The following is an 18,363-nucleotide window of genomic DNA, read 5'->3' on the forward strand; positions in this document are numbered from 1 at the left end:
CCTGCGTCCTCGCGACGTGCTGGACAGCCCTTGCTCGCTTTCCCGCTCATTCTGCGCTGGCGTTACGATCATGCATGTGCTGCTCCGGCAGCTCCTTGGAAGCGCCAGGCACTTGGCGCGGCTTCAGCTCCAGATGCTCGGAGGAGCAGATCACAACCTGCACGGAGCCAGGGCTTACGAACGTCCGAATGAGAATCGGCTGGTCGTAAGGATTTTCGAATACAAAGTCCGGCCCATACCAGCTAACCGTCGCGTCCCGTCCCGGTGGAACATATCTGACGCTTCGGCTATGGGAATATCGCTCGACAATCGTCAGACCCGCGCGATCAACCGCATTGAACAGGGTGGACGACACCTGGCAGATCCCCCCTCCAATATCCTCGTACAGTTCGCCGCGCACGATGACCGGAGCGCGCAGGTATCCCTTCTCCTTCGTCCGCTTCCCAACGGTCTGGTTGAAGGATAGCCGCTCGCCCGGAAATACTACATGATTGTTCAGTGCCGCCGCAGCCAACGCGATATTGGCGGACCGATTCCTGTTGCGTCGGTTGAAATACGTCGCATAGTGGCCGATGGGCTTCACCTTGATCGCTGCCAATATTTCGCTGTCGACACGCGCGTACACAGGAAGCAGCGGCGCCTCTAACCGGGTCGGGCTGCCCTCAAGCATGTAGCTGTAAAACATTTTTTTGAATGCCAGGCGATCCAGCCTCGTCCCGCTTCGCTCGGGAACAATGGCTCCTGAAGCGTTAAGCGATGCGTTGATGGGACTCGTCTCCACCTTGGCAGCCACCTGATCCATCAGCTTGTCCAGCCTATCATCGTCCACAAGCGGAAAACCCGGAATCGGGGCCCAGTAATGCTCGCTCGCCACCTCCTGTACGACCCCGTCCCCATTAGACGTTATCGCAGCGTGCGGCCAAGAGGCCATCATGTGCACTCCCGCAAGAGATAAGCCAAGCCATCTTGTCCAACCCATGCCAGTCCCACTCTCAATAAGATTTTTAAAATTCGGCAAAATGTGCTGCATCCGAGTTCTCAGATACGCCCTAGTATGTGAACTCCTCCCTCCAATCATGCCTCCACAGAAAAAATGCCTTTCCTGGACTGGAAAGGCACCGACTACCGTTTATTTTTTGTCAATCTGAAGCAACGTCACTTCCTTGACCGCATACGTGTCCTTTAATTGCTCCTCGGACAGCACCTTCAGCTTCACCAGACTTGTGATGCGGGAGGAGTCCGGCTTGGAGAGCAGGCGCCATACCTGTGGATCCGGCAGCGCCTCGTACAGCTTCGCATCGTCATATTCCTTGCGCTCCTGCTTGACCAGCTTCACTTGATACGAGCCGATTGTCGCTTCACTGACACCCTGCTCCTCGCAATACGCCAATATGTCCCTCCGCAGCTCGGTCAATTCATTTTCAATTTCCTTCTGCTTGCTTTTCAGGTCAAAATATCTTTTCACTTCGCGGTTCACCGCCATCACGCTCCTCTACTCTCCATATATATGCAGGCAGAAGAACGCTTAAGCTATTGAACAGCTTATACCAATAGCTCCAGCAGCGGCGCATAAACGCCATGCAGAAACCCATACAGCAACGCGCCCACACCCGCGCCGATGAACGCCCCGTTGATCCGAATGCGCTGTAAATCGGGATCGACCTTATCCTCGACAAAAGAGACCAGCCGTTCCTCGGTAAATCCATCGAGCGTTTTTCTCGCGATTTTCCCGATCAAGGCATGCTCGCTTTCCAGCAGACCCCTGATGAAGGCTTTCAAATAAGCATCCAGCTCCGACTTCGTCCCCTCATCTCCCTTGAACGCTTCCCAATAAGAGGCTATAAGTCCGCTTGCCCAGCGCTTCACATCCTCCACGCCTAGCGCCCGCTCCTGCAAAGCCACATATTTGAGCTTCTCTCCATCCAGCAGCATGTCCTTCACGCTGTCCAGAAGGGCCAGGATGGACGGCTGGAGAGACAGCTCCTCCAGCATATCGGACTTCCAGGCCTCAAGCGTCGCACGAATGTCCTCGCTTGCCTCCAGCTGGCCCGCCAGCTCCAGCACCTTGGTCTCCAGCATAACCCGAAGCTCATGCTCCGGATGCCGCAGCTCAGCCATAAAGCTCTGCAGATCACGATGCATCGTCTCAGCCGCCTCATCCAAATTAATGGCGTCAGACGCCTCGGCGAAATCCACCAGCTTCTGCTTGAACCATCTGGCAATGGACCCGCCTTCATTCACAAATCGATCCTTCTCTTTGGCCATCATGGCACGAATCGCAAGTTTTGTCTCCGGCGCTGCCGCCTTGACGGCCGCATAATCAATGAGAGCGCCCAGCCATTTCTGGAAATCGCTGTTCGACAGCAGCCAGCGCAGCCCCCTGCCTGCATGCCTGGACAGCTCAACGCCTCTCAGCAGCGAACGGCCATGCTGGTCAAGCTTGTCGGCGAGCGCAGGCAAGTCGACTCCCCTCAGCCAGGTCATAAGCAGGGTCCATAACCGATCCGCAAGCGCAGGCTCCTTGCGATCCCGATCCATCCAACTGATTATGCCATCCACAAGGCTATAGCCCATTAACTTATCCATAATGGCGTTTTTGCTCAGCAGCTGCTTCTCCACCATGGCAGCCACCCCTTCAATCAGCTTGTCGCGATTGCGTGGAATAATGGCCGTATGCGGCACCCATTTCTGGCCAAACGGATGACGGAACAGCACGGTTACCGCAAACAAGTCCGCAAGCGCGCCGACAAGCCCCGCTTCCGCTGTATATAGCAGCAGATGGGTCCACCATACGTCAGAATCGATATACAGCAGAGTCGCTGCCACAACAAACAATAAACCAAGCGCGATTAAGCTGGCGTTTGCTCTCCTCCTCATATTCACCGTCATCACCCCCGAATCCAAAATGTGAGCAGATACAAAATGACCCCAACCAGTCCGCCCACCAGCATGCCGTTGAGACGAATATATTGAAGGTCCCTGCCGGCCTTCTCTTTCACCAACGCGATGAGCTCAGCCTCGGAATACGATTCCAGCTTCTCGCGGACTAAACGGCCAATCCAGGCATGCTTCTCCTCGATCCATGACAGCAGGACGGATTGAATGCCATCGTCCAGCCTACGCTGAAGCCCCTCATTATGCCGCAGCGCTCCAAGCGCTTCATCCAGCTCCCGGGCAAGCCATCTGAACGGAGGGCTGTCTTGACGCTCCGCCTCATCCCCGGCGTTCGGCAGTATAGCAGTCTGCAGCCGTTCCAGCCCTTGCCTTACCCATTCCTCCAGATTCACTCGCTGCTCCAGCTCCTGAAGCACCTTCCCCTTCATACTCTCTATCCGGTCTCGCAAGCCCTCATCCTCTCGAAGCCTGCGTACGAAATCCGCGAGCATTGCCTTGACCTTCTCACGCTGCGGATGCCCCTCCTCCGCCAGACTGGAGAGGAACTCGGCCAGCCAGTTTTGAACCTTGGCGCTGATGAGTCCCGCACTGAGCCCTGCTGTATAATCAACAAGCCTTCTGCGAAACTTCTCCCCTTCATAAGCGCGGATCGCCGAACCGATAATCCCCTCCATTACGAGACGGAAGGACGTCGATTGGACCAGCTGGACAAAGGGCTGCAGAACAAAAGAAAGAGCTTTGCCGTCGTAGCCGTTGCGAATGCTCCAATCCCCGATGTCAGCGAGCAGGTCAGATAGCCGCAAGGTATGACCGTGATCCCCGATAAAACGCTTCAAGCCTGCGCCAAGCTGCTCCGGATCCGCCTTCGCCAGCAACATGGCGGCCAGCTTCTGGGTCATGGCATGCGCTTCGCTTTTTCCCTTTTCACTATTCAAATATAAGGCCAGCACCTTGCCCAAATGATGCTCTCGAAGCGTGGACTGAATCGACGCCACCGTAAGCAAGTCTCGCTCCACCATATCTACCAGCTCGCTAATCAATCTTTGTCTGTTGCGGGCGATAATATGCGTCCCCATCCACCTGGGCCATTTGATACGCAGCGGATCGCCATAAAGCGCTCCAATCGCGAACGAATCCGCGAGTCCCCCAATCGTTCCCGCGCTGAACAGCCCAAATGCAAGTCCTCCCCAGAACGTATGCTGGAAAGGAAACGCGGCCAGAATGCCTGCCGCCGAAAGCCCTAGCAACACGTTAGCCTGTTTTCTCACACTCCATTTTCCCATGATGTCTCTCCATTTCAATGCAAGAATTGGTAATGCTAGTGTAACCTTTTTTGCCGCTGGCATCCACTTGACCAAGAGCGCATGCCAAATAGCCGCTTCAATCGACTTCCCGCTGGAATCGAATGAAGCGGCTTGCTGAACCACTACTTATTGCTGGCTGCCCGACTTGCTGTCGATACCGCCTTTGCCCGTGCCGGCTCCGCCCATATTGCCTGGCGATGTCTTGTCTGCGCCGGCTCCGCCCATGTTGCCTGGCGGCGTTTTGCCTGTGTCGCCACCAACTCCGCCGCCTTCGCCTTTACCGCCACCGGCTCCGCCACCAACTCCGCCGCCTTCGCCTTTGCCGCCTCCGGCTCCGCCGCCAATACCGCCGCCTTCGCCTTTGCCGCCTCCGGCTCCGCCGCCAATACCGTCGCCTTCGCCTTTACCTCCTCCGGCTCCGCCGCCAATGCCGCCTTCGCCTTTGCCACCACCGGCTCCGCCGCCAATGCCGCCACCTTCGCCTTTATCTCCTCCGGCTCCGCCGCCAATGCCACCTTCGCCTTTACCTCCTCCGGCTCCGCCGCCGGTCCCGCCGCCAGCTCCTCCACCGGCTCCAGCTCCACCGCCAGCTCCGCCGCCTTGTGACTGCGCTTTTGTCTGACCTCCGCCCTTCAACGCGATGTAGGAGTAGCTGATCGATTGCAAGGTCTTGAGATCAACGGCTCCCGTTACCGCCAGGCCGTGCTTCTTTTGGTAATACTTTACGCCCTTCACAAGCGATGGACCATAATAGCCATCGATTGGCCCTTCATAGCTGCCCAGTGATTTGAGCATGCCTTGAATGACGTAGACGTCAGGTCCCTTGGCTTGCTTCCCTACCGCATGCGTCGTATGCGGGATGCTGAACACGAGCGCGAATGCAAGAAATGCGACGCTTAAGTATTTGGCGACATTCATGCCGCCGGTGAAACGTTGGACTGCTGACTTCGACTTTCCAAACTTCATTTGATCCACCTGCCCTTTATCATGTCATTGTGTTACCCCGTTACTATCCCCAAAACTCACAATTCGTTACACCCCGTCCATTTATTAATTGCGCGAGCTGAAAAAATGCTGAACATTCGGTGTTTTGGGCTTCGCCTGGTTGGCTTGCGGCTCTAATGCGAGCATAATAGACTTATCTGGAAAGAATGGGGGAACAACCTGTGGCGTCACTTCATGGAATCAAGCTATTGCTTGTAGACGACGAGCCTCACATATTAGAATTTCTGGAGCTGGGCTTATCGAACGAAGGGGCCCTTGTGCAGACGGCTGAGGATGGTGATACTGCCCTGCGGCTGGCGGAGAGCTTCCAGCCTCACATTGTTATACTGGACGTCATGATGCCTCGCAGGGATGGCTTTGAGGTCTGTCAGACGCTCAAACGCGAGGGCAACCACATCGCAGTCATCATGCTGACTGCAAAGGACGAGGTGGAGGACCGCGTATATGGCCTGACGCTTGGTGCAGACGATTATTTGGTCAAGCCGTTCAGCTTCAGCGAGCTGCTCGCCCGCATACACGCCCGAATCCGCAATCAATTCCCGCATCTGCTGGGAGAGGCAATCTATGGACCCTTCCGAATAAATAATAAGCGGAAGGAGCTTTTCTATCAGGACCAACTGCTGGAGCTCTCGCCTACAGAATACGAGCTTCTCACCTTTATCGTCATGAACCATGGGGTCGTTCTGAGCAAATCGCTTATGCTGGAGAAGGTGTGGGGCTATGATTTTGGCGGTGAACAAAATATTGTGGAAGTCTACATCCGCTCGCTTCGCGACAAGCTTGGCGACAGGGAGCACCGACTGATCCGGACGCTCCGGGGCTCCGGCTATCGGATGGACCTGCCATGAGCGACGGGCGGCTTCATAGGACGCTGACCCGGCTGCTGCCAATGCCCGGCTCGCTTCGCTATCAGCTGCTGATCCGCTCCTTATTGGTGCTGGCTGCCTTATTTGTCCTTGTTGGCGCGCTCCAATATTTGTTTATACAGGACTTTCTGTATCGGAACAAAGCGGAGTCACTGCGCGCTCAGCTATTCGCTCTGCCGCCCGATCTGATGATGGGGAGGGGGGACGATACCGGACGCAGGCCGGGCCGCATTCGCTCGGAATCGCCCTTATTGTTCCAGCCCGGGTTCTCGTTAGTATTCATCGATGAGCTAGGACAAGCCACAGCGGTTGGGGAGGATAGCGATCACCAATGGAATAACGGGAGCCCTCCCTTATTCTCCAAGGAGGAATATGACGATATTAGGCAGCAGCTGCGGAGCAGGAATCGTGCCGAGTACAGGCTCATCGATACAGAACAGGGCGAACAGCTGGCCGTATTCCGGCTTGCTGGCATAGGGGGAAGCCGTGATCCGGAGCTCATTCAAGCAGCGGTAGAAACAGAATCGCTCCGCAGCCAATTATTGGCTCAGGTCGGCATTTTTGCGGGACTTGCGTTATGCGCGGGGGTTGCGGGTCTTGCCTTGTACCTGGCTCTGCTTCGCCGAACACTGGCTCCCTTATCCAGAATCGCCCAGGCAGCCGAGCTTACCGATTCCGGCAATCTGCATGCTCGACTTCCAGGCCCGCAAGGACAAGCGGAGATCGACTCCTTGTCCGAAGCGTTTAACGGGATGCTGGAGAGGCTGAACGACTCCTTTGTGCTGGAGCGCGCCATGAATGAGCGGATGAGAAGATTTATTGCGGACGCGTCACATGAGCTGAGAACGCCGCTCACCTCCATCCAAGGCTTCATTGATGTGCTTCAGCGCGGCGCGGCGACGAAGCCGGAGCAGCTGCAGCGGGCCCTTGCCAGCATGAAGTCGGAATCGGAACGTGTCAACAAGCTTGTCGAAGATCTGCTGCAGCTGGCGAAGCTCGACCAGACGCCCTCCCTAACGCTGGAAGCCACTAATTTGTCCGCCTTGCTGACCGCCATGGAGCCTCAGCTGCTCGTATTGGCCGGCAGCCGGAAGCTGTACTGCAGCTATGAGGAGGGGGCAATGGCAAGGGTTAATCCGGATAAGCTGAAGCAGGTCATTCTCAATTTGTTCCACAATGCGGTTCAGCATACCGATCCTGTTACCGGCTGTATACAGCTGCGACTTCGTACGGTGGATGAACAGATTCTGATGTTATGCAAGGACAACGGGAGCGGTATATCTCCTGAGCATCTGCCACATATATTCGAACGGTTTTTCCGAAGCGACCATTCACGTACACGCTCCACGGGAGGAACCGGTCTCGGCCTTGCCATAACCCGTTCCATTATTGAAGCACATCATGGCCGAATAGAGGTCGCAAGCAAGCCTGGTGAAGGCTCTTGCTTTACGGTCATATTGCCGGCAGCGAGGGGTTAACCGCTCCTATTCTTGTCCCGCAACAACAAGGAGCAGACGCGACAGTCTGCTCCCATTGTTCTTATATTCGTTTGCCCTTCACCACATAATATCGGCCCGCTTCTGATCGGAACCGGATGCCGTCCACATCCAGCCACTCCCACTCCTCCACTGGCTGACCATTCTCTCTGGTAACAGAATCAACCGTCTTCAGCCGGATGGCGCACATACCGTCGCGATCCGCTCTCACTGTCGCTTCGATGGAGCCATCCGCCGACCATGCCACATCCACCTCGAAGCCGCCGCGAGCGCGAAGGCCCGTTACGCGGCCCTCCATCCAGCTTGCCGGCAATGCGGGCAGGAGCACCAGCTCGCCGAGATGGCTCTGCAGCAGCATCTCCGTTACACCTGCCGTAAAGCCGAAATTGCTGTCGATTTGGAAGGGCGGATGCGCCCCGAACAGATTGGCGTACACGCCGCCTCCTGTCACGCTTGTGCCTTCAGCCTCGACAAGCCTGAGCATATTGCCGATTAAGGCAAGCGCTCGCTCTCCTTCCCCAAGACGAGCATACAGGCATAGCTTCCAAGCCAGCGACCATCCTGTGCCCTCATCCCCTCTGCGCTCCAGCGAACGCCGCACAGCCTGCACGAGCTCTGGGGTTTGCTCCTGATTGATTTCACAGCCGGGATACAGTCCATACAAGTGGGACACATGCCGATGATGAATATCCTCATCGTCGAAATCAATCGCCCATTCCTGCAGCTGCCCATGCTTACCTATCTGGTAAGGCAGTAAGCCAGCCCTCACCTGCCGCATACGCTGTCGCAGCTCAAGATCAACGCCGAGAAGTGCTGCCGCCGCCTCGCAATTCGTCAACAGCTCCCTAATAAGCGCGATGTCCATTGTAGCTGCTTCGGCCACTCCGGCCAATTCACCGGCTGCGGTACGGAAGCGATGCTCAGGCGAGGTCGAAGGTGAGGTAATCCATCGTCCTGCTTCATCTTGTATCATCCACTCCATACAAAATAAAGCCGCTTCCTTCATAATCGGGTAGGCAAACTCACCCAAAAAACACATATCGCCGTTATATTGGAAATGCTCCCACAGATGGGCGCATAGCCAAGGAGCGGCCATATACCAATTCGCCCATATGGGATCACCCTCTCCGAACGCGCCTACCGGAGCAGCATGGCGCCACAAATCGCTGTTATGGTGAGCCACCCACCCGGAAAGCCCGTAATTTTCACGCGCCACAATGGCTCCCGTCTGTCGAAGCTCTCCAATAAAGCGTAGAAGAGGCTCATGGCACTCCGCCAAATTTGTATTTTCCGCAAGCCAATAATTCATTTCGGCATTAATATTAAGCGTATAGTTGCTGCTCCAGGGAGGCTGAACCTCCCTGTTCCAGATGCCTTGCAGATTGGCGGGCTGCGTGCCTGGTCTTGAGCTGGCAAGGAGCAAATATCTGCCGTACTGGTAGAGGAGCTCGATCAGACCGGCATCCTGGGCGCCCTGGGATGCAATCCGCTTCCGTGTCGGAACGGCAGACCTTGCAGGATCGCCACCCAGCTGAATGGAGACGCGCCCGAACAACGCTTTATAATCCTGTTGATGCGCTTCCAGCAGGCTGTCGTACGCAACGCGTCCTGCCTCCGACAGCAGACGCTCCGCGATTGCCGAAGCGTCTCGCCCCTCCAGGCCTGGATGCTTGTCGAAGCCATTGAAGCTTGTGGCTGCGCTGAACAGCAGTGTAACGCTATCCGCTCCTTCAATCACAATGCCGTCATGCCCCTCCCGCATGGAGCCCCCGTTCCATATCGCTCTCAGTCTGCCCTCGAAGCCCATGCCATGTTCGGCATACCGAATCGGTTGACTGCTTTTGGCATAATTAGGACTGACATGGACAGGTGCCATCCCGGACAGCTTGAGCATACCCTCTGCAATAGCCGTTGTATGGCGAAGCGGACTGGAGAGTGACGCCTTCAGACTGACGGCCCCAGGCCGGCTGGCCTCTATTCGCATCACAAGCACCTGATGGGGATGAGAAACAAAGCATACCCTGCTGTAATTCACGCCTTCTATTGTATAGCTGACGGTCGTGACCGCCCGTTCCAGATCCAGCTCGCGCCAATAATCAACAGGCTCATGCTCATGGCCGAATTCAACAGCCAAATCGCCCAAGGGCAGATACGATTGTGAATACGGGCCCATTGCCTCTTTCATCTTGTTATTGGCTTGCACATATTCCCCTTCGCGAAGCAGGCTTCGAACCTCCGTGATGGCAGCCTTTGCGCCAGGATTTGTACCCGAGCTTGGCATGCCCGACCACAGCGTATCCTCATTCAACTGCAGAAGCTCCCTGCGGCAGCCTCCGAACACAATGGCCCCGAGCCGGCCATTGCCGATCGGATAAGCCTCCGTCCATTCCGCAGCGGGCTTGTTATCCCCGAGCCTTAACATCTTTTTATCCACCTCTTATCTTCGTCATGCGGCTTGCTCGGTGCCATTATACCTCTCCGATCAGGGAAGGACGATGCAAGATTTGAAGATGTTAAGGTAATTTCTTAACCTTCATTATCCGAAATCAGGAAAACGAGCAAATATTGCAGCGTCGCCGCCGCAAACAAAGTGACAGGCATCCAGATGGATCCCAGATCGGAGCCGAACAGCACAAGCGCCGCAATCGAGACAACCCTGCCGATATTTACGAATACCTCGCGCATGACAACAGACTCAACACGCAGCTGGCCCTTGAGAGGCAGCGTCCCCATCATTCGGAAGTAGTAGGATGTCAGCGTATTAATAGCGAGAGGGTTGCAGATGGAGAAGATGATCATGAACAACACCACCGACCAGAGCTCGACCTCAATGAGCAGAAGCGCTGCTCCGATCACGGTGCCCGTAGTGGACAGTGCTACATATTGACGAACATTCTCCTTCTTCGCCTTACGGGAGATGACATAGCCTGTCGCTACCGTCAGCGCGGAGAAGCACACGCCCAAATAGCCCACCCAGTCCTCGCGGTTTACAGCCTGGAACAGCAGAATATTGGGCAGAAACAGCATAATTCCTTGGAACAGCCCCAGCACGAAGAAGCTGTACAGACTTCGCACCCACCGCACGTTCCGTTTCATGACCTCGCCCATCAGCTTCAGATAATAGATCTTATGATGCGACTCCACCGTTGGAATGCGAAGGCTGATCACGGCGGCAATTACGAACATCACAAAGGCGAACGTAAATATAATGAGATAACCCGATAAGCCGTCATTGCGTTGTATAATGAAGCCGGCAAGTGCCGGTCCAAGCAGGCCCGCTGTGTTGAAGGTCACCATGTTGATCGCCAGAAAGCGAATCCGATTCGCCTCCGTCGAAACATCGTATTGAAGCACCAGATATCCTGTCCAATAAAAGCCGGAAGCAATGCCGTTGAACACCGCAAACAAAATATAATATTGGGGCACATTCTCACCCGTAATAATGACGAACAAATAAAAAATCGCGATCAACACGATACCCCACCTGTAAGTGAGCATCCGATCGCGTTTTTTGGAAATCCAGCCACCTGCAGCAAACCCAATAGGCGTTACCGCAAATGTAATAATGTTGTACAGGGCGTTGACAACCAAGTCCTCTGTCAGCCGCCATAAATATAGGTTGAGAAATAACCCGGACATCGATGCGCCGAGCTGAAAGCAGCTATGGATGATTAACGCGGTGACTGCCTCTCTGCTTAATCTTCGCTCCGGCGGCAGCGCCGGCCCTCTCATCCCTTGCCATGCGTAATGCAGGCTCGACTTCAAGCTCATCTGACCATCCCCCCGTTGCCTTCATTCCTTTTTTCCGTGCTCTCGTCCCTAAGTTTAACACATGAAGCCCCCTTAGACAGCGCGCAAAAAGGAAAGAATTCCGATAGGATTCATCTCATCCCTCGATCTATCAAGCCAGCCTGCTCTCGTCGGCCCACGCCAAAGCAGCCCCTTCCAGCCTGTGCTTTGGCCGGAAGAGGCTTACTTTATACTTTTAGTTGGATCCTATGCCTTCAGCTTCCACAATGCCGGCGTCGTGTTCGGCTCCCAGCCCGCAAGCGATGTATGGGACTGCAGGCAGATATAGCTCTTGCCGCTGTAGCTTACTTCGTTGCCGGCTTGATAGCTGACGCCGGGAGCCCATACTCCTGCAGCAGCGCCTCCCGAGTTGTCCCCATTGCTGCCGCCAGTATTGCCTCCCGTATTACCGCCGGTGCTGCCGCCAGTACTTCCGCCTGTGTCGCCACCCGTGTTGCCACCTGTGTCGCCACCTGTGCTGCCACCCGTGTTGCCACCGGTATTGCTGCCTGTTCCGGTGCTGCATGGTCCAATCGTCTTCCACACACCCCACTGGCCGGATTGATCTGGCCGATCACCCTGCGTCCACCATTTGGCCTCATAGATCGTCCCATTATAGACGGCTTGCTGACCGCCTGTATAAGCCACCGCAGCTGACCACGCCGCCACTGTGCAGGAGGAGCCGCTAACTTGCTCCGTTGTTACGTTCAGCGCTGCACTGGACGCCGATAGATTTCCTGCCATATCCCTTGCTTTTACAGTAAACGTGTACGTCGTATTGCCCGACAAATCGCTGATTGTTGCGGTGGTGCTCGTCACGCTAGCTACCAGCGCCCCGTTCTTGAATACCTGATACCCTGTGACACCGACATTATCGGTTGACGCGCTCCAGGATAGCGTAACAGAGGTCGATGTTTTGCCGCTTGCCGTTAGTCCGGCAGGAGCAGACGGAGCCGTCGTATCCGGAGTTGTACCCGGACCGCCGCCGCCAGGCGTACCGCCATTGTTCAGCTCATCTGCAAGCACATCCATCAGCTTCGTTCCACTGCAGCTGTATTTGCTGCTTACTCGGCAGTCTGAGGAGAGCTCCCATACCATGCCGCCTCCAAGCCCTGTCGACTTGATGTAATTAATTTTGTGAAGGAATGATTCCGCGTCATCGTAGCTTATAAATACTTTGGAGGATGGATTGTATAGATAAGGTACCTTGGCCGCATCGTTCCAATACCGGACATAGCCATTTTTGTTCACATAGTTTGCAGCGATATCGCCGTAATCCAGCACGCCGCCCTCCCATGTGCCTGGCGCTGTGCCGGAGCATTGCTGATATTGCCCGTTGGCGTTCGGTCCCGCAGCGCAGCCACCCCAGCTGCGTCCATAGATAGGCAGTCCCAGCACGATTTTGTTCGCGGGAACTCCAGCGTCGAGATGGCCCTGCACCCCAGCGGCCGTATAGAAGGTCGAGGCATTCGGGATGCCTGCGGACGCCGCCGCGGAATCCAGGTAGAGAGGCGCGTTATGCGCGCTTTGTGTACTCCAGCCGCCATTGAAATCATAGGTCATAATATTGATCCAATCGACGATCTGTCCAATTTGGCCCAGCTCGTTATTAGCCGCGTACGTCGGCGATGCGCCAGAGGCGATCGTCAGCGAATATTCCTTCCCGTCCGTGATCTCCGCAGCGTCCAGCTCCTTGCGCACCTCCTGAAGCAGCAAGGTATGATTCTGCTTATCCGCAGGTCGGTAGCTGTTGCCTGCAAGTCCCCCGCTTACAGGGTATTCCCAATCCAGATCAACGCCGTCCATCTGGTATTTGCGAATGAAGTCTACCGCCGACTTCGCGAACACCTTGCGAGTCGCATCCGTTGCAGCAACGTCGGAGAATCGGTTCGACCAGGTCCAGCCGCCTACGGATATAATCGTTTTCAAATGTGGATATTGCTGCTTCAGCTTAATAAGCTGATTCAAATTCCCTTTGATGGGTTGATCCCAGGTATCGCCGGGGAACGATTTGCCCGTGTCGATCCACGGGTCTCCCAGCACGATAGTGCCGTTCGGAACGTTGATTGCCTGTCCCGCCTCATTCTGACAGGACCAGGTCTGCGGATTAGGCCCCGTAGGATCGGGATTGCCATGAATGCCATTCCAGCATATGTCAGCGAAAGCGTAATTAATATGTGTCAGGTTGGAGCCGTCTATGTCCGCTACGTTGTAGCTTCGTCCATAAGCCGCCCATCCTGGATAGTAGCCAACAATCTTGTAGCTGCTGTTTTGTGCGGATGCCTCCTCGGTGAATGCCGGGGGAGCAAACGCGCCAACCACAGCAATCAACATGGCGGTCAACATCATTCGTATGGACCATCTTCTCGTGAATGAAACCATCTACAACATCTCTCCTCTCAATTTGGCAAATCGGATTCACATCTGACTTTGCTGCAAGCTGTTCGGACATTGGATGCTTGGCATCACCTCGATTAGCAATGGAATTGGAATGAAGTGGGTTACGCCTTTATTGTGAGGGATGAGATTCAGAGTTGAGAAGGGGGATAATTCCACTCTGCGGGGGAAATTTATTGAATATGAGATAGAGAGGAGGGATCAACGTGGCGAAGCAGCAAGGACATGGCAACCAAAACACAAAAACCAAATCATCGGACAAAAAAAGCAATGGCTCTGGCAACAATCACTAGCGCCGCTCTCCATCGGTCCGCATACTGAAGAACGGAGCGCGGCTTTTCGCGCTCCGTTCTATTATTTTGAATACAGCAGGGGATTGGGGAGCGTCCGTAGAATAATAGACGGAGAAACAAGACTTCCAAAAGTGGTGATCCCATGCATTTTCTGCGTAATCAATCCTTTACAGTATTCGACTTTGAGACCAGCGGCCTCGATCCCAAGAAGGACCGCGTCATCGAGATGGCCGCCATCCGCGTCGTGAACGGCGAAATCGCGAGTGAGTTCAGCACACTCGTCCGTTACGATGGGAAGCTTGCGCCCAAAATCACGGAGCTGACCGGCATCACAGACGACATGACCGCCTGCGGCATGGATGAAGACACCGCGTTCCGCATATTGAACCGAATGCTCGGCGACCATGTGCTTATTGCACACAATGCCTTATTCGACCTAAGCTTCCTGCATCATTCCCTCATGCGAATCGCAGGACGCTCGTTCCGCAACAGCTTTATCGACACGCTGACGATCAGCCGCGAGCGGCATGTCTATCCACATACGCTGAAGGATATGTGCGACCGCTATGGCATCCCGCTCATCGGCGGACATCGCGCGCTTAACGATGTCATCGCTTGCTGGGAGCTTTGCAGAACGTTGGATGAAGAAAGCGATATCGGCGGCTTCCTCAACAAACTGGGATATATGAAAAAATACGGGCCCCCAGCCTGGAGCCCGCCTCATGCCCTGTTGGAGCCAGTCGAATTGAAATACGCCCCGCGCCAGGCTTAATCCGTCTGGACTGCCTTAGCTCGTTCCTTGCCCTTGTCGGACTCGCCGGCGTTGCGGTTCGCGGCGTCGCGATCCCGCTGCATCTCCTCCACCGACTTGACCGCCAGACGGGCTGCTCCCTTGTAGTCGCGGGTAGGGAGCAGCGGCCCGTCGTTCAGGCGCTGCTTCGCCGCAGCGATTGCCTCCCCGTATTGAGGCAGCCACTTCTCACCCGCGACAAGCATTTCGTCGACCATTTGCCAAATTTCCTTCGGGTTGCAGACGGCGCCTACAAGCGGATCCATCATCAACGCTTGCCGCAATAGCTGATCATCGCCGCGAACGGCAGCCTCTACCGCGAGACGCTGTACCGAAATGCTGACGCTGCATACCGCAGCCGGTCCAAGCGGAAGCTCCCCGACGATGGGCATGGAGATGCCGTTCCGGTCCACGTAGCCGGGCGCCTCAATAATCGCGTCCGCCGGCAGGTTGGAGATAACCCCTGCATTCACCACGTTGAAATGCCCCCGATAGAGGCGTCCCGTTTCCAGTCCCTCGATAATATACGAGCCATGCTCATGGCTCCGATTGGCCTCTTCGTACGTCATTGCCGGGTCCTTCATCCAGTTGGGGAAATCCGTCTCGAACCAATTTCTCCCCTCCGTGCATACCCGCAAATACCCGCCTGTCTCGCCGTTAATCCAAGACCCCAGATCGATCCAATCGCCAATCTCCTGGGGTCTCTTCCTGTACCAAGGCACATATTCGCTCAGATGCCCGTTGGATTCTGTGCTGTAATAGCCGAAGCGACGCAGCATGTCGATCCGAACCTTCTCGGTTCGGCTGAAATCGGGATGGTTCTCGAACGCCTCAAGCAGCTTGCCTGTCAGATCCTCGCCTTCATGCTTGATGGACACATACCAGGTCTGATGGTTGATGCCCGCACAAATGATGTCCACAGCCTCCTGCTTCAGGCCGAACGCTTCCGCGATTTGCCAGTGACCGCCCTGCACGCCATGGCATAATCCAATCGTGCGGACGCCGCCATACTTGTTGCAAGCCCATGTCAGCATCGCCATCGGGTTCGCGTAATTAAGAAGCAGCGCGTCTTGCGCAGCATGCGCCCGAATATCCTTGCAAATATTCAGCATCTCAGCGATACCGCGCTGTCCATACATGATGCCCCCTGCGCATAGCGTATCGCCTACACATTGGTCAACGCCGTATTTGAGCGGGATATCAATATCCGAAGCGAACGCCTCCAGCCCTCCTACCCGAATCGTGCAAATCACATATTTGGCGCCCTTCAGCGCTTCCCTTCGATCGGTTGTGGATTGAATACGGATGGCAAGGCCATTCTCTTCGATATCCCGTTGGCAGAGGCTGGTGACCATCTTCAGATTCTGTTCGTTAATGTCTGTGAAAGCTACCTCGATGGCGTCGAATTCGGGCACAGAGAGCAAATCTCTCAGCAGCCCGCGGGTGAAGCCAATGGATCCCGCGCCGATAAACGTTATTTTGAATGTAGACATATGCTTATCCCTCCGATTGCTCCTAAGTTATGAGTGCAATATCTTCACCCTTATTGTAGCAACCCTATCGAGTAAGCGTTATCAATATCCTGACCAGCTTGCATGCGAGGTGTCAGAAATCGTCACCATGAATATGCGCTTGGCAGGAGCTTCGATATTCGTTTGGCGTTTGTCCGGTGCTTTTTTTGAACAAGGCATGGAAATACGCGCGGCTGCCAACCCCGACATATTCACATATATCCGCTGCTGGAATGTCCGTCTGCCTCAGAAGCATCTTCGCTTTCTCCACGCGCAGCTCCGTCAGATATACCGTAATCGTCCTGCCGGTACCCGCCCTGAAGACGCGATGCAGATAACCAGGGTGCAGATTGACAGCGGAGGCGATATCCTTAACCTGAATATCCCTGTCATAATTATGATGTATGAACTGGATGGCCTGCTTCACATACCGTTCGGACGGTCTGTCTTCCATACGCAGCGCCTCGCTGCGAATATATCCAATCGTCACAAGCAGCTGAGCGAACAGCAGCTCAATTCTCGTTTCCCTGCGGTTATCCTTCACGTCGAGCTCCAGAACCAGACTTTTCAGCAGCGGATACAGCTCGTCTGTGTCACGCAGCACGAGATAAGGAGCAGTCTCCTTCGCCAGCTCACAGACAAGCGGATCTTCTCCCGCAAGCGCGCGCAGCGAAGGAAACGCCGTTCGACGCTCCTCCATGCCAAATTCGACATTCAGCATACGGCAGGGACCGAATTCACCAACCAGCAGCCGATGCGGAACAGTGGCATCCAGAATAATAAACTCCCCGCGCCTTAGCGTCATATCGGCATGGGATCCATCAAGAGCAAGCTCAACTCTGCATTCGCCTGATATGACGTACATAATCTCAACGGATTCATGCGTGTGGAAGCCCATCGCAAATTCAACCCATTGCTTGTAATAATACGCTGCGAAGCAAGGATGCTTGTCGCCCTCCAGCCATAAACGATTGAACAGTCCTGTGCGTCCCATATTCCCGCTACTCCTCGTCGCACTCCATATTGCGGCTCATCTGTCCGAACAGCTCGATCGCCTTGCACATATCCTCTGAGCTCATGCCGCGAAACAGCTTCAGCATAACCTTCTCTCTTAAATCCAGCATCGTATGCACCATCGCTCGTCCATCGTCGGTCAGTGCAAGAAGAACGGACCTGCGATCCTGTTCGCTGCGCTTTCTCGTCACATAACCCAGCTCAATCAATCGGTCCGCGATTCCCGTCACGCCTCCGCCCGTAATGAACAGGGCTTCGGCGAGCTGGGTCGCCTTGAGCGGGCCATTCTCCGACAGCACAATTAGCATCCTGCCGTGTGTCATACCCAGCCCATGTGCATTCACCCTGTTCCACTCCGCCAATATGAGCCTGCGAACCTCGCGAAACGATTCATCGAGCGACTTCATTAATTCCAATCTGTCTTCGTTCATGGACACCATGGCCTTCCTCCCGCGCTTGCCTGAGACCGCTTATATGAACACAGTATAGACCTGTGAATTTCTTCCGTCAATGTAACGCAAGCAAGGCCGATGGATGCGTATTGCACCCAGCGGCCTTGCTTCTTTTGGCCTGAAGGCCCTTAACCTGTAATGGGATACGGAATTGTGACAAGCCTAATCCCTTCCGGGAATGCCACTTCAACCTTCACCTCACGCAGGCTTTCGGCTGTCCCGCCAAGCACTTGATCCCTGTGCAGAAGCCCTCTTCCAAGCTCGATCAATTCGGAGGGCTTCATACCGACGCTTGCTCCTTCTCGGATTGCCGCTGTAATCAGCGCAATACATTCTTGATCATTGAGCTTCACTCCGCGCCTCAGCCTTCGTTTGGCCAAATCCGCCGCAATGATGAGGAGCAGCGCCTCCTTCTCGGTTTCAGTTAAAGCCACACGAGCATCCTCCCTTCAGCCTTAAATCCCTGCCCGCTCATACATCCCATACACCAAACACTATATGTAAGATTATATTACATAAATTAAATTGTAAATAGACCTTTTTCCTATGAA

The 18,363-nt window shown here is 55.0% G+C and carries 15 protein-coding genes; 3 read left to right on the top strand and 12 right to left on the bottom strand.

Annotation, left to right across the window (positions count from 1 at the left end; all coding sequences use genetic code 11):
* Window positions 1-46 precede the first annotated feature (46 nt).
* The 5 genes from AB1S56_RS16135 to AB1S56_RS16155 all read right to left on the bottom strand — a co-directional run bounded on the left by AB1S56_RS16135 (window position 47) and on the right by AB1S56_RS16155 (window position 5,165).
* Window positions 47-979: a VanW family protein gene (locus tag AB1S56_RS16135; RefSeq protein ID WP_340869574.1), complete on the bottom strand. Its 933-nt coding sequence runs from the start codon at window positions 977-979 to the stop codon at window positions 47-49.
* 150 nt (window positions 980-1,129) lie between these two features.
* Window positions 1,130-1,483 (bottom strand): hypothetical protein, encoded by a 354-nt coding sequence (locus tag AB1S56_RS16140; RefSeq protein WP_340869591.1) that lies wholly within the window; start codon window positions 1,481-1,483, stop codon window positions 1,130-1,132.
* Window positions 1,484-1,542: 59 nt separating this feature from the next.
* Complete coding sequence (locus tag AB1S56_RS16145) at window positions 1,543-2,877, bottom strand: DUF445 domain-containing protein (protein WP_340869572.1); 1,335 nt, start codon at window positions 2,875-2,877, stop codon at window positions 1,543-1,545.
* Window positions 2,878-2,888: 11 nt separating this feature from the next.
* A complete protein-coding gene (locus AB1S56_RS16150) occupies window positions 2,889-4,178 on the bottom strand; it encodes a DUF445 domain-containing protein (protein ID WP_340869570.1) in 1,290 nt (429 codons plus the stop codon).
* 147 nt (window positions 4,179-4,325) lie between these two features.
* On the bottom strand, window positions 4,326-5,165 hold the full coding sequence (locus tag AB1S56_RS16155) for a peptidoglycan-binding domain-containing protein (RefSeq protein WP_340869568.1): 840 nt from the start codon (window positions 5,163-5,165) through the stop codon (window positions 4,326-4,328).
* Window positions 5,166-5,365: 200 nt separating this feature from the next.
* On the opposite strand from AB1S56_RS16155, the gene AB1S56_RS16160 reads away from it, so the two are divergent.
* Both AB1S56_RS16160 and AB1S56_RS16165 read left to right on the top strand, forming a co-directional pair.
* Window positions 5,366-6,052 (top strand): response regulator transcription factor, encoded by a 687-nt coding sequence (locus AB1S56_RS16160; RefSeq protein ID WP_340869566.1) that lies wholly within the window; start codon window positions 5,366-5,368, stop codon window positions 6,050-6,052.
* Complete coding sequence (locus tag AB1S56_RS16165; protein WP_340869564.1) at window positions 6,049-7,548, top strand: ATP-binding protein; 1,500 nt, start codon at window positions 6,049-6,051, stop codon at window positions 7,546-7,548. Before AB1S56_RS16160 ends, AB1S56_RS16165 begins: the two co-directional genes overlap by 4 nt.
* A gap of 61 nt (window positions 7,549-7,609) precedes the next feature.
* Here the strand turns inward: AB1S56_RS16165 and AB1S56_RS16170 are convergent, their stop codons facing one another.
* From AB1S56_RS16170 to AB1S56_RS16180, 3 genes are all read right to left on the bottom strand, one after another.
* A complete protein-coding gene (locus tag AB1S56_RS16170) occupies window positions 7,610-9,988 on the bottom strand; it encodes a glycoside hydrolase family 95 protein (RefSeq protein ID WP_340869563.1) in 2,379 nt (792 codons plus the stop codon).
* 104 nt (window positions 9,989-10,092) lie between these two features.
* Window positions 10,093-11,337, bottom strand: coding sequence for an MFS transporter (locus tag AB1S56_RS16175; RefSeq protein WP_340869561.1), 1,245 nt, complete (start codon window positions 11,335-11,337; stop codon window positions 10,093-10,095).
* A 225-nt stretch (window positions 11,338-11,562) separates the two neighbouring features.
* Window positions 11,563-13,737 carry a glycosyl hydrolase family 18 protein gene (locus AB1S56_RS16180; RefSeq protein WP_340869560.1) on the bottom strand — a complete coding sequence of 725 codons (2,175 nt, stop codon included), beginning with the start codon at window positions 13,735-13,737 and terminating at the stop codon, window positions 11,563-11,565.
* Between the two features lie 450 nt (window positions 13,738-14,187).
* On the opposite strand from AB1S56_RS16180, the gene AB1S56_RS16185 reads away from it, so the two are divergent.
* Complete coding sequence (locus AB1S56_RS16185) at window positions 14,188-14,817, top strand: 3'-5' exonuclease (protein WP_340869559.1); 630 nt, start codon at window positions 14,188-14,190, stop codon at window positions 14,815-14,817.
* On the opposite strand, the gene AB1S56_RS16190 is transcribed toward AB1S56_RS16185, so the two are convergent.
* From AB1S56_RS16190 to ureA, 4 genes are all read right to left on the bottom strand, one after another.
* On the bottom strand, window positions 14,814-16,328 hold the full coding sequence (locus AB1S56_RS16190) for an alpha-glucosidase/alpha-galactosidase (RefSeq protein WP_340869557.1): 1,515 nt from the start codon (window positions 16,326-16,328) through the stop codon (window positions 14,814-14,816). The two genes, AB1S56_RS16185 and AB1S56_RS16190, sit on opposite strands and share 4 nt — an antisense overlap.
* A gap of 112 nt (window positions 16,329-16,440) precedes the next feature.
* Complete coding sequence (locus tag AB1S56_RS16195) at window positions 16,441-17,340, bottom strand: AraC family transcriptional regulator (RefSeq protein ID WP_340869555.1); 900 nt, start codon at window positions 17,338-17,340, stop codon at window positions 16,441-16,443.
* A gap of 7 nt (window positions 17,341-17,347) precedes the next feature.
* Window positions 17,348-17,800, bottom strand: coding sequence for a MarR family transcriptional regulator (locus AB1S56_RS16200; RefSeq protein ID WP_340869553.1), 453 nt, complete (start codon window positions 17,798-17,800; stop codon window positions 17,348-17,350).
* 140 nt (window positions 17,801-17,940) lie between these two features.
* The gene (ureA, locus tag AB1S56_RS16205; RefSeq protein ID WP_340869552.1) at window positions 17,941-18,246 is read right to left on the bottom strand and encodes an urease subunit gamma; all 306 of its coding nucleotides are present in this window, start codon (window positions 18,244-18,246) and stop codon (window positions 17,941-17,943) included.
* Window positions 18,247-18,363: the final 117 nt, after the last annotated feature.

The sequence above is a fragment of the Paenibacillus sp. PL2-23 genome (assembly GCF_040834005.1).
Lineage (GTDB): Bacteria > Bacillota > Bacilli > Paenibacillales > Paenibacillaceae > Pristimantibacillus.

Bases quoted from the DNA above. Each gene is read 5' to 3' on its own strand.
- AB1S56_RS16135 (WP_340869574.1), bottom strand. From the start codon at position 979: ATGGGTTGGACAAGATGGCTTGGCTTATCTCTTGCGGGAGTGCACATG.
- AB1S56_RS16140 (WP_340869591.1), bottom strand. From the start codon at position 1,483: ATGGCGGTGAACCGCGAAGTGAAAAGATATTTTGACCTGAAAAGCAAG.
- AB1S56_RS16145 (WP_340869572.1), bottom strand. From the start codon at position 2,877: ATGAGGAGGAGAGCAAACGCCAGCTTAATCGCGCTTGGTTTATTGTTT.
- AB1S56_RS16150 (WP_340869570.1), bottom strand. From the start codon at position 4,178: ATGGGAAAATGGAGTGTGAGAAAACAGGCTAACGTGTTGCTAGGGCTT.
- AB1S56_RS16155 (WP_340869568.1), bottom strand. From the start codon at position 5,165: ATGAAGTTTGGAAAGTCGAAGTCAGCAGTCCAACGTTTCACCGGCGGC.
- AB1S56_RS16165 (WP_340869564.1), top strand. From the start codon at position 6,049: ATGAGCGACGGGCGGCTTCATAGGACGCTGACCCGGCTGCTGCCAATG.
- AB1S56_RS16170 (WP_340869563.1), bottom strand. From the start codon at position 9,988: ATGTTAAGGCTCGGGGATAACAAGCCCGCTGCGGAATGGACGGAGGCT.
- AB1S56_RS16175 (WP_340869561.1), bottom strand. From the start codon at position 11,337: ATGAGCTTGAAGTCGAGCCTGCATTACGCATGGCAAGGGATGAGAGGG.
- AB1S56_RS16180 (WP_340869560.1), bottom strand. From the start codon at position 13,737: ATGGTTTCATTCACGAGAAGATGGTCCATACGAATGATGTTGACCGCC.
- AB1S56_RS16185 (WP_340869559.1), top strand. From the start codon at position 14,188: ATGCATTTTCTGCGTAATCAATCCTTTACAGTATTCGACTTTGAGACC.
- AB1S56_RS16190 (WP_340869557.1), bottom strand. From the start codon at position 16,328: ATGTCTACATTCAAAATAACGTTTATCGGCGCGGGATCCATTGGCTTC.
- AB1S56_RS16195 (WP_340869555.1), bottom strand. From the start codon at position 17,340: ATGGGACGCACAGGACTGTTCAATCGTTTATGGCTGGAGGGCGACAAG.
- AB1S56_RS16200 (WP_340869553.1), bottom strand. From the start codon at position 17,800: ATGGTGTCCATGAACGAAGACAGATTGGAATTAATGAAGTCGCTCGAT.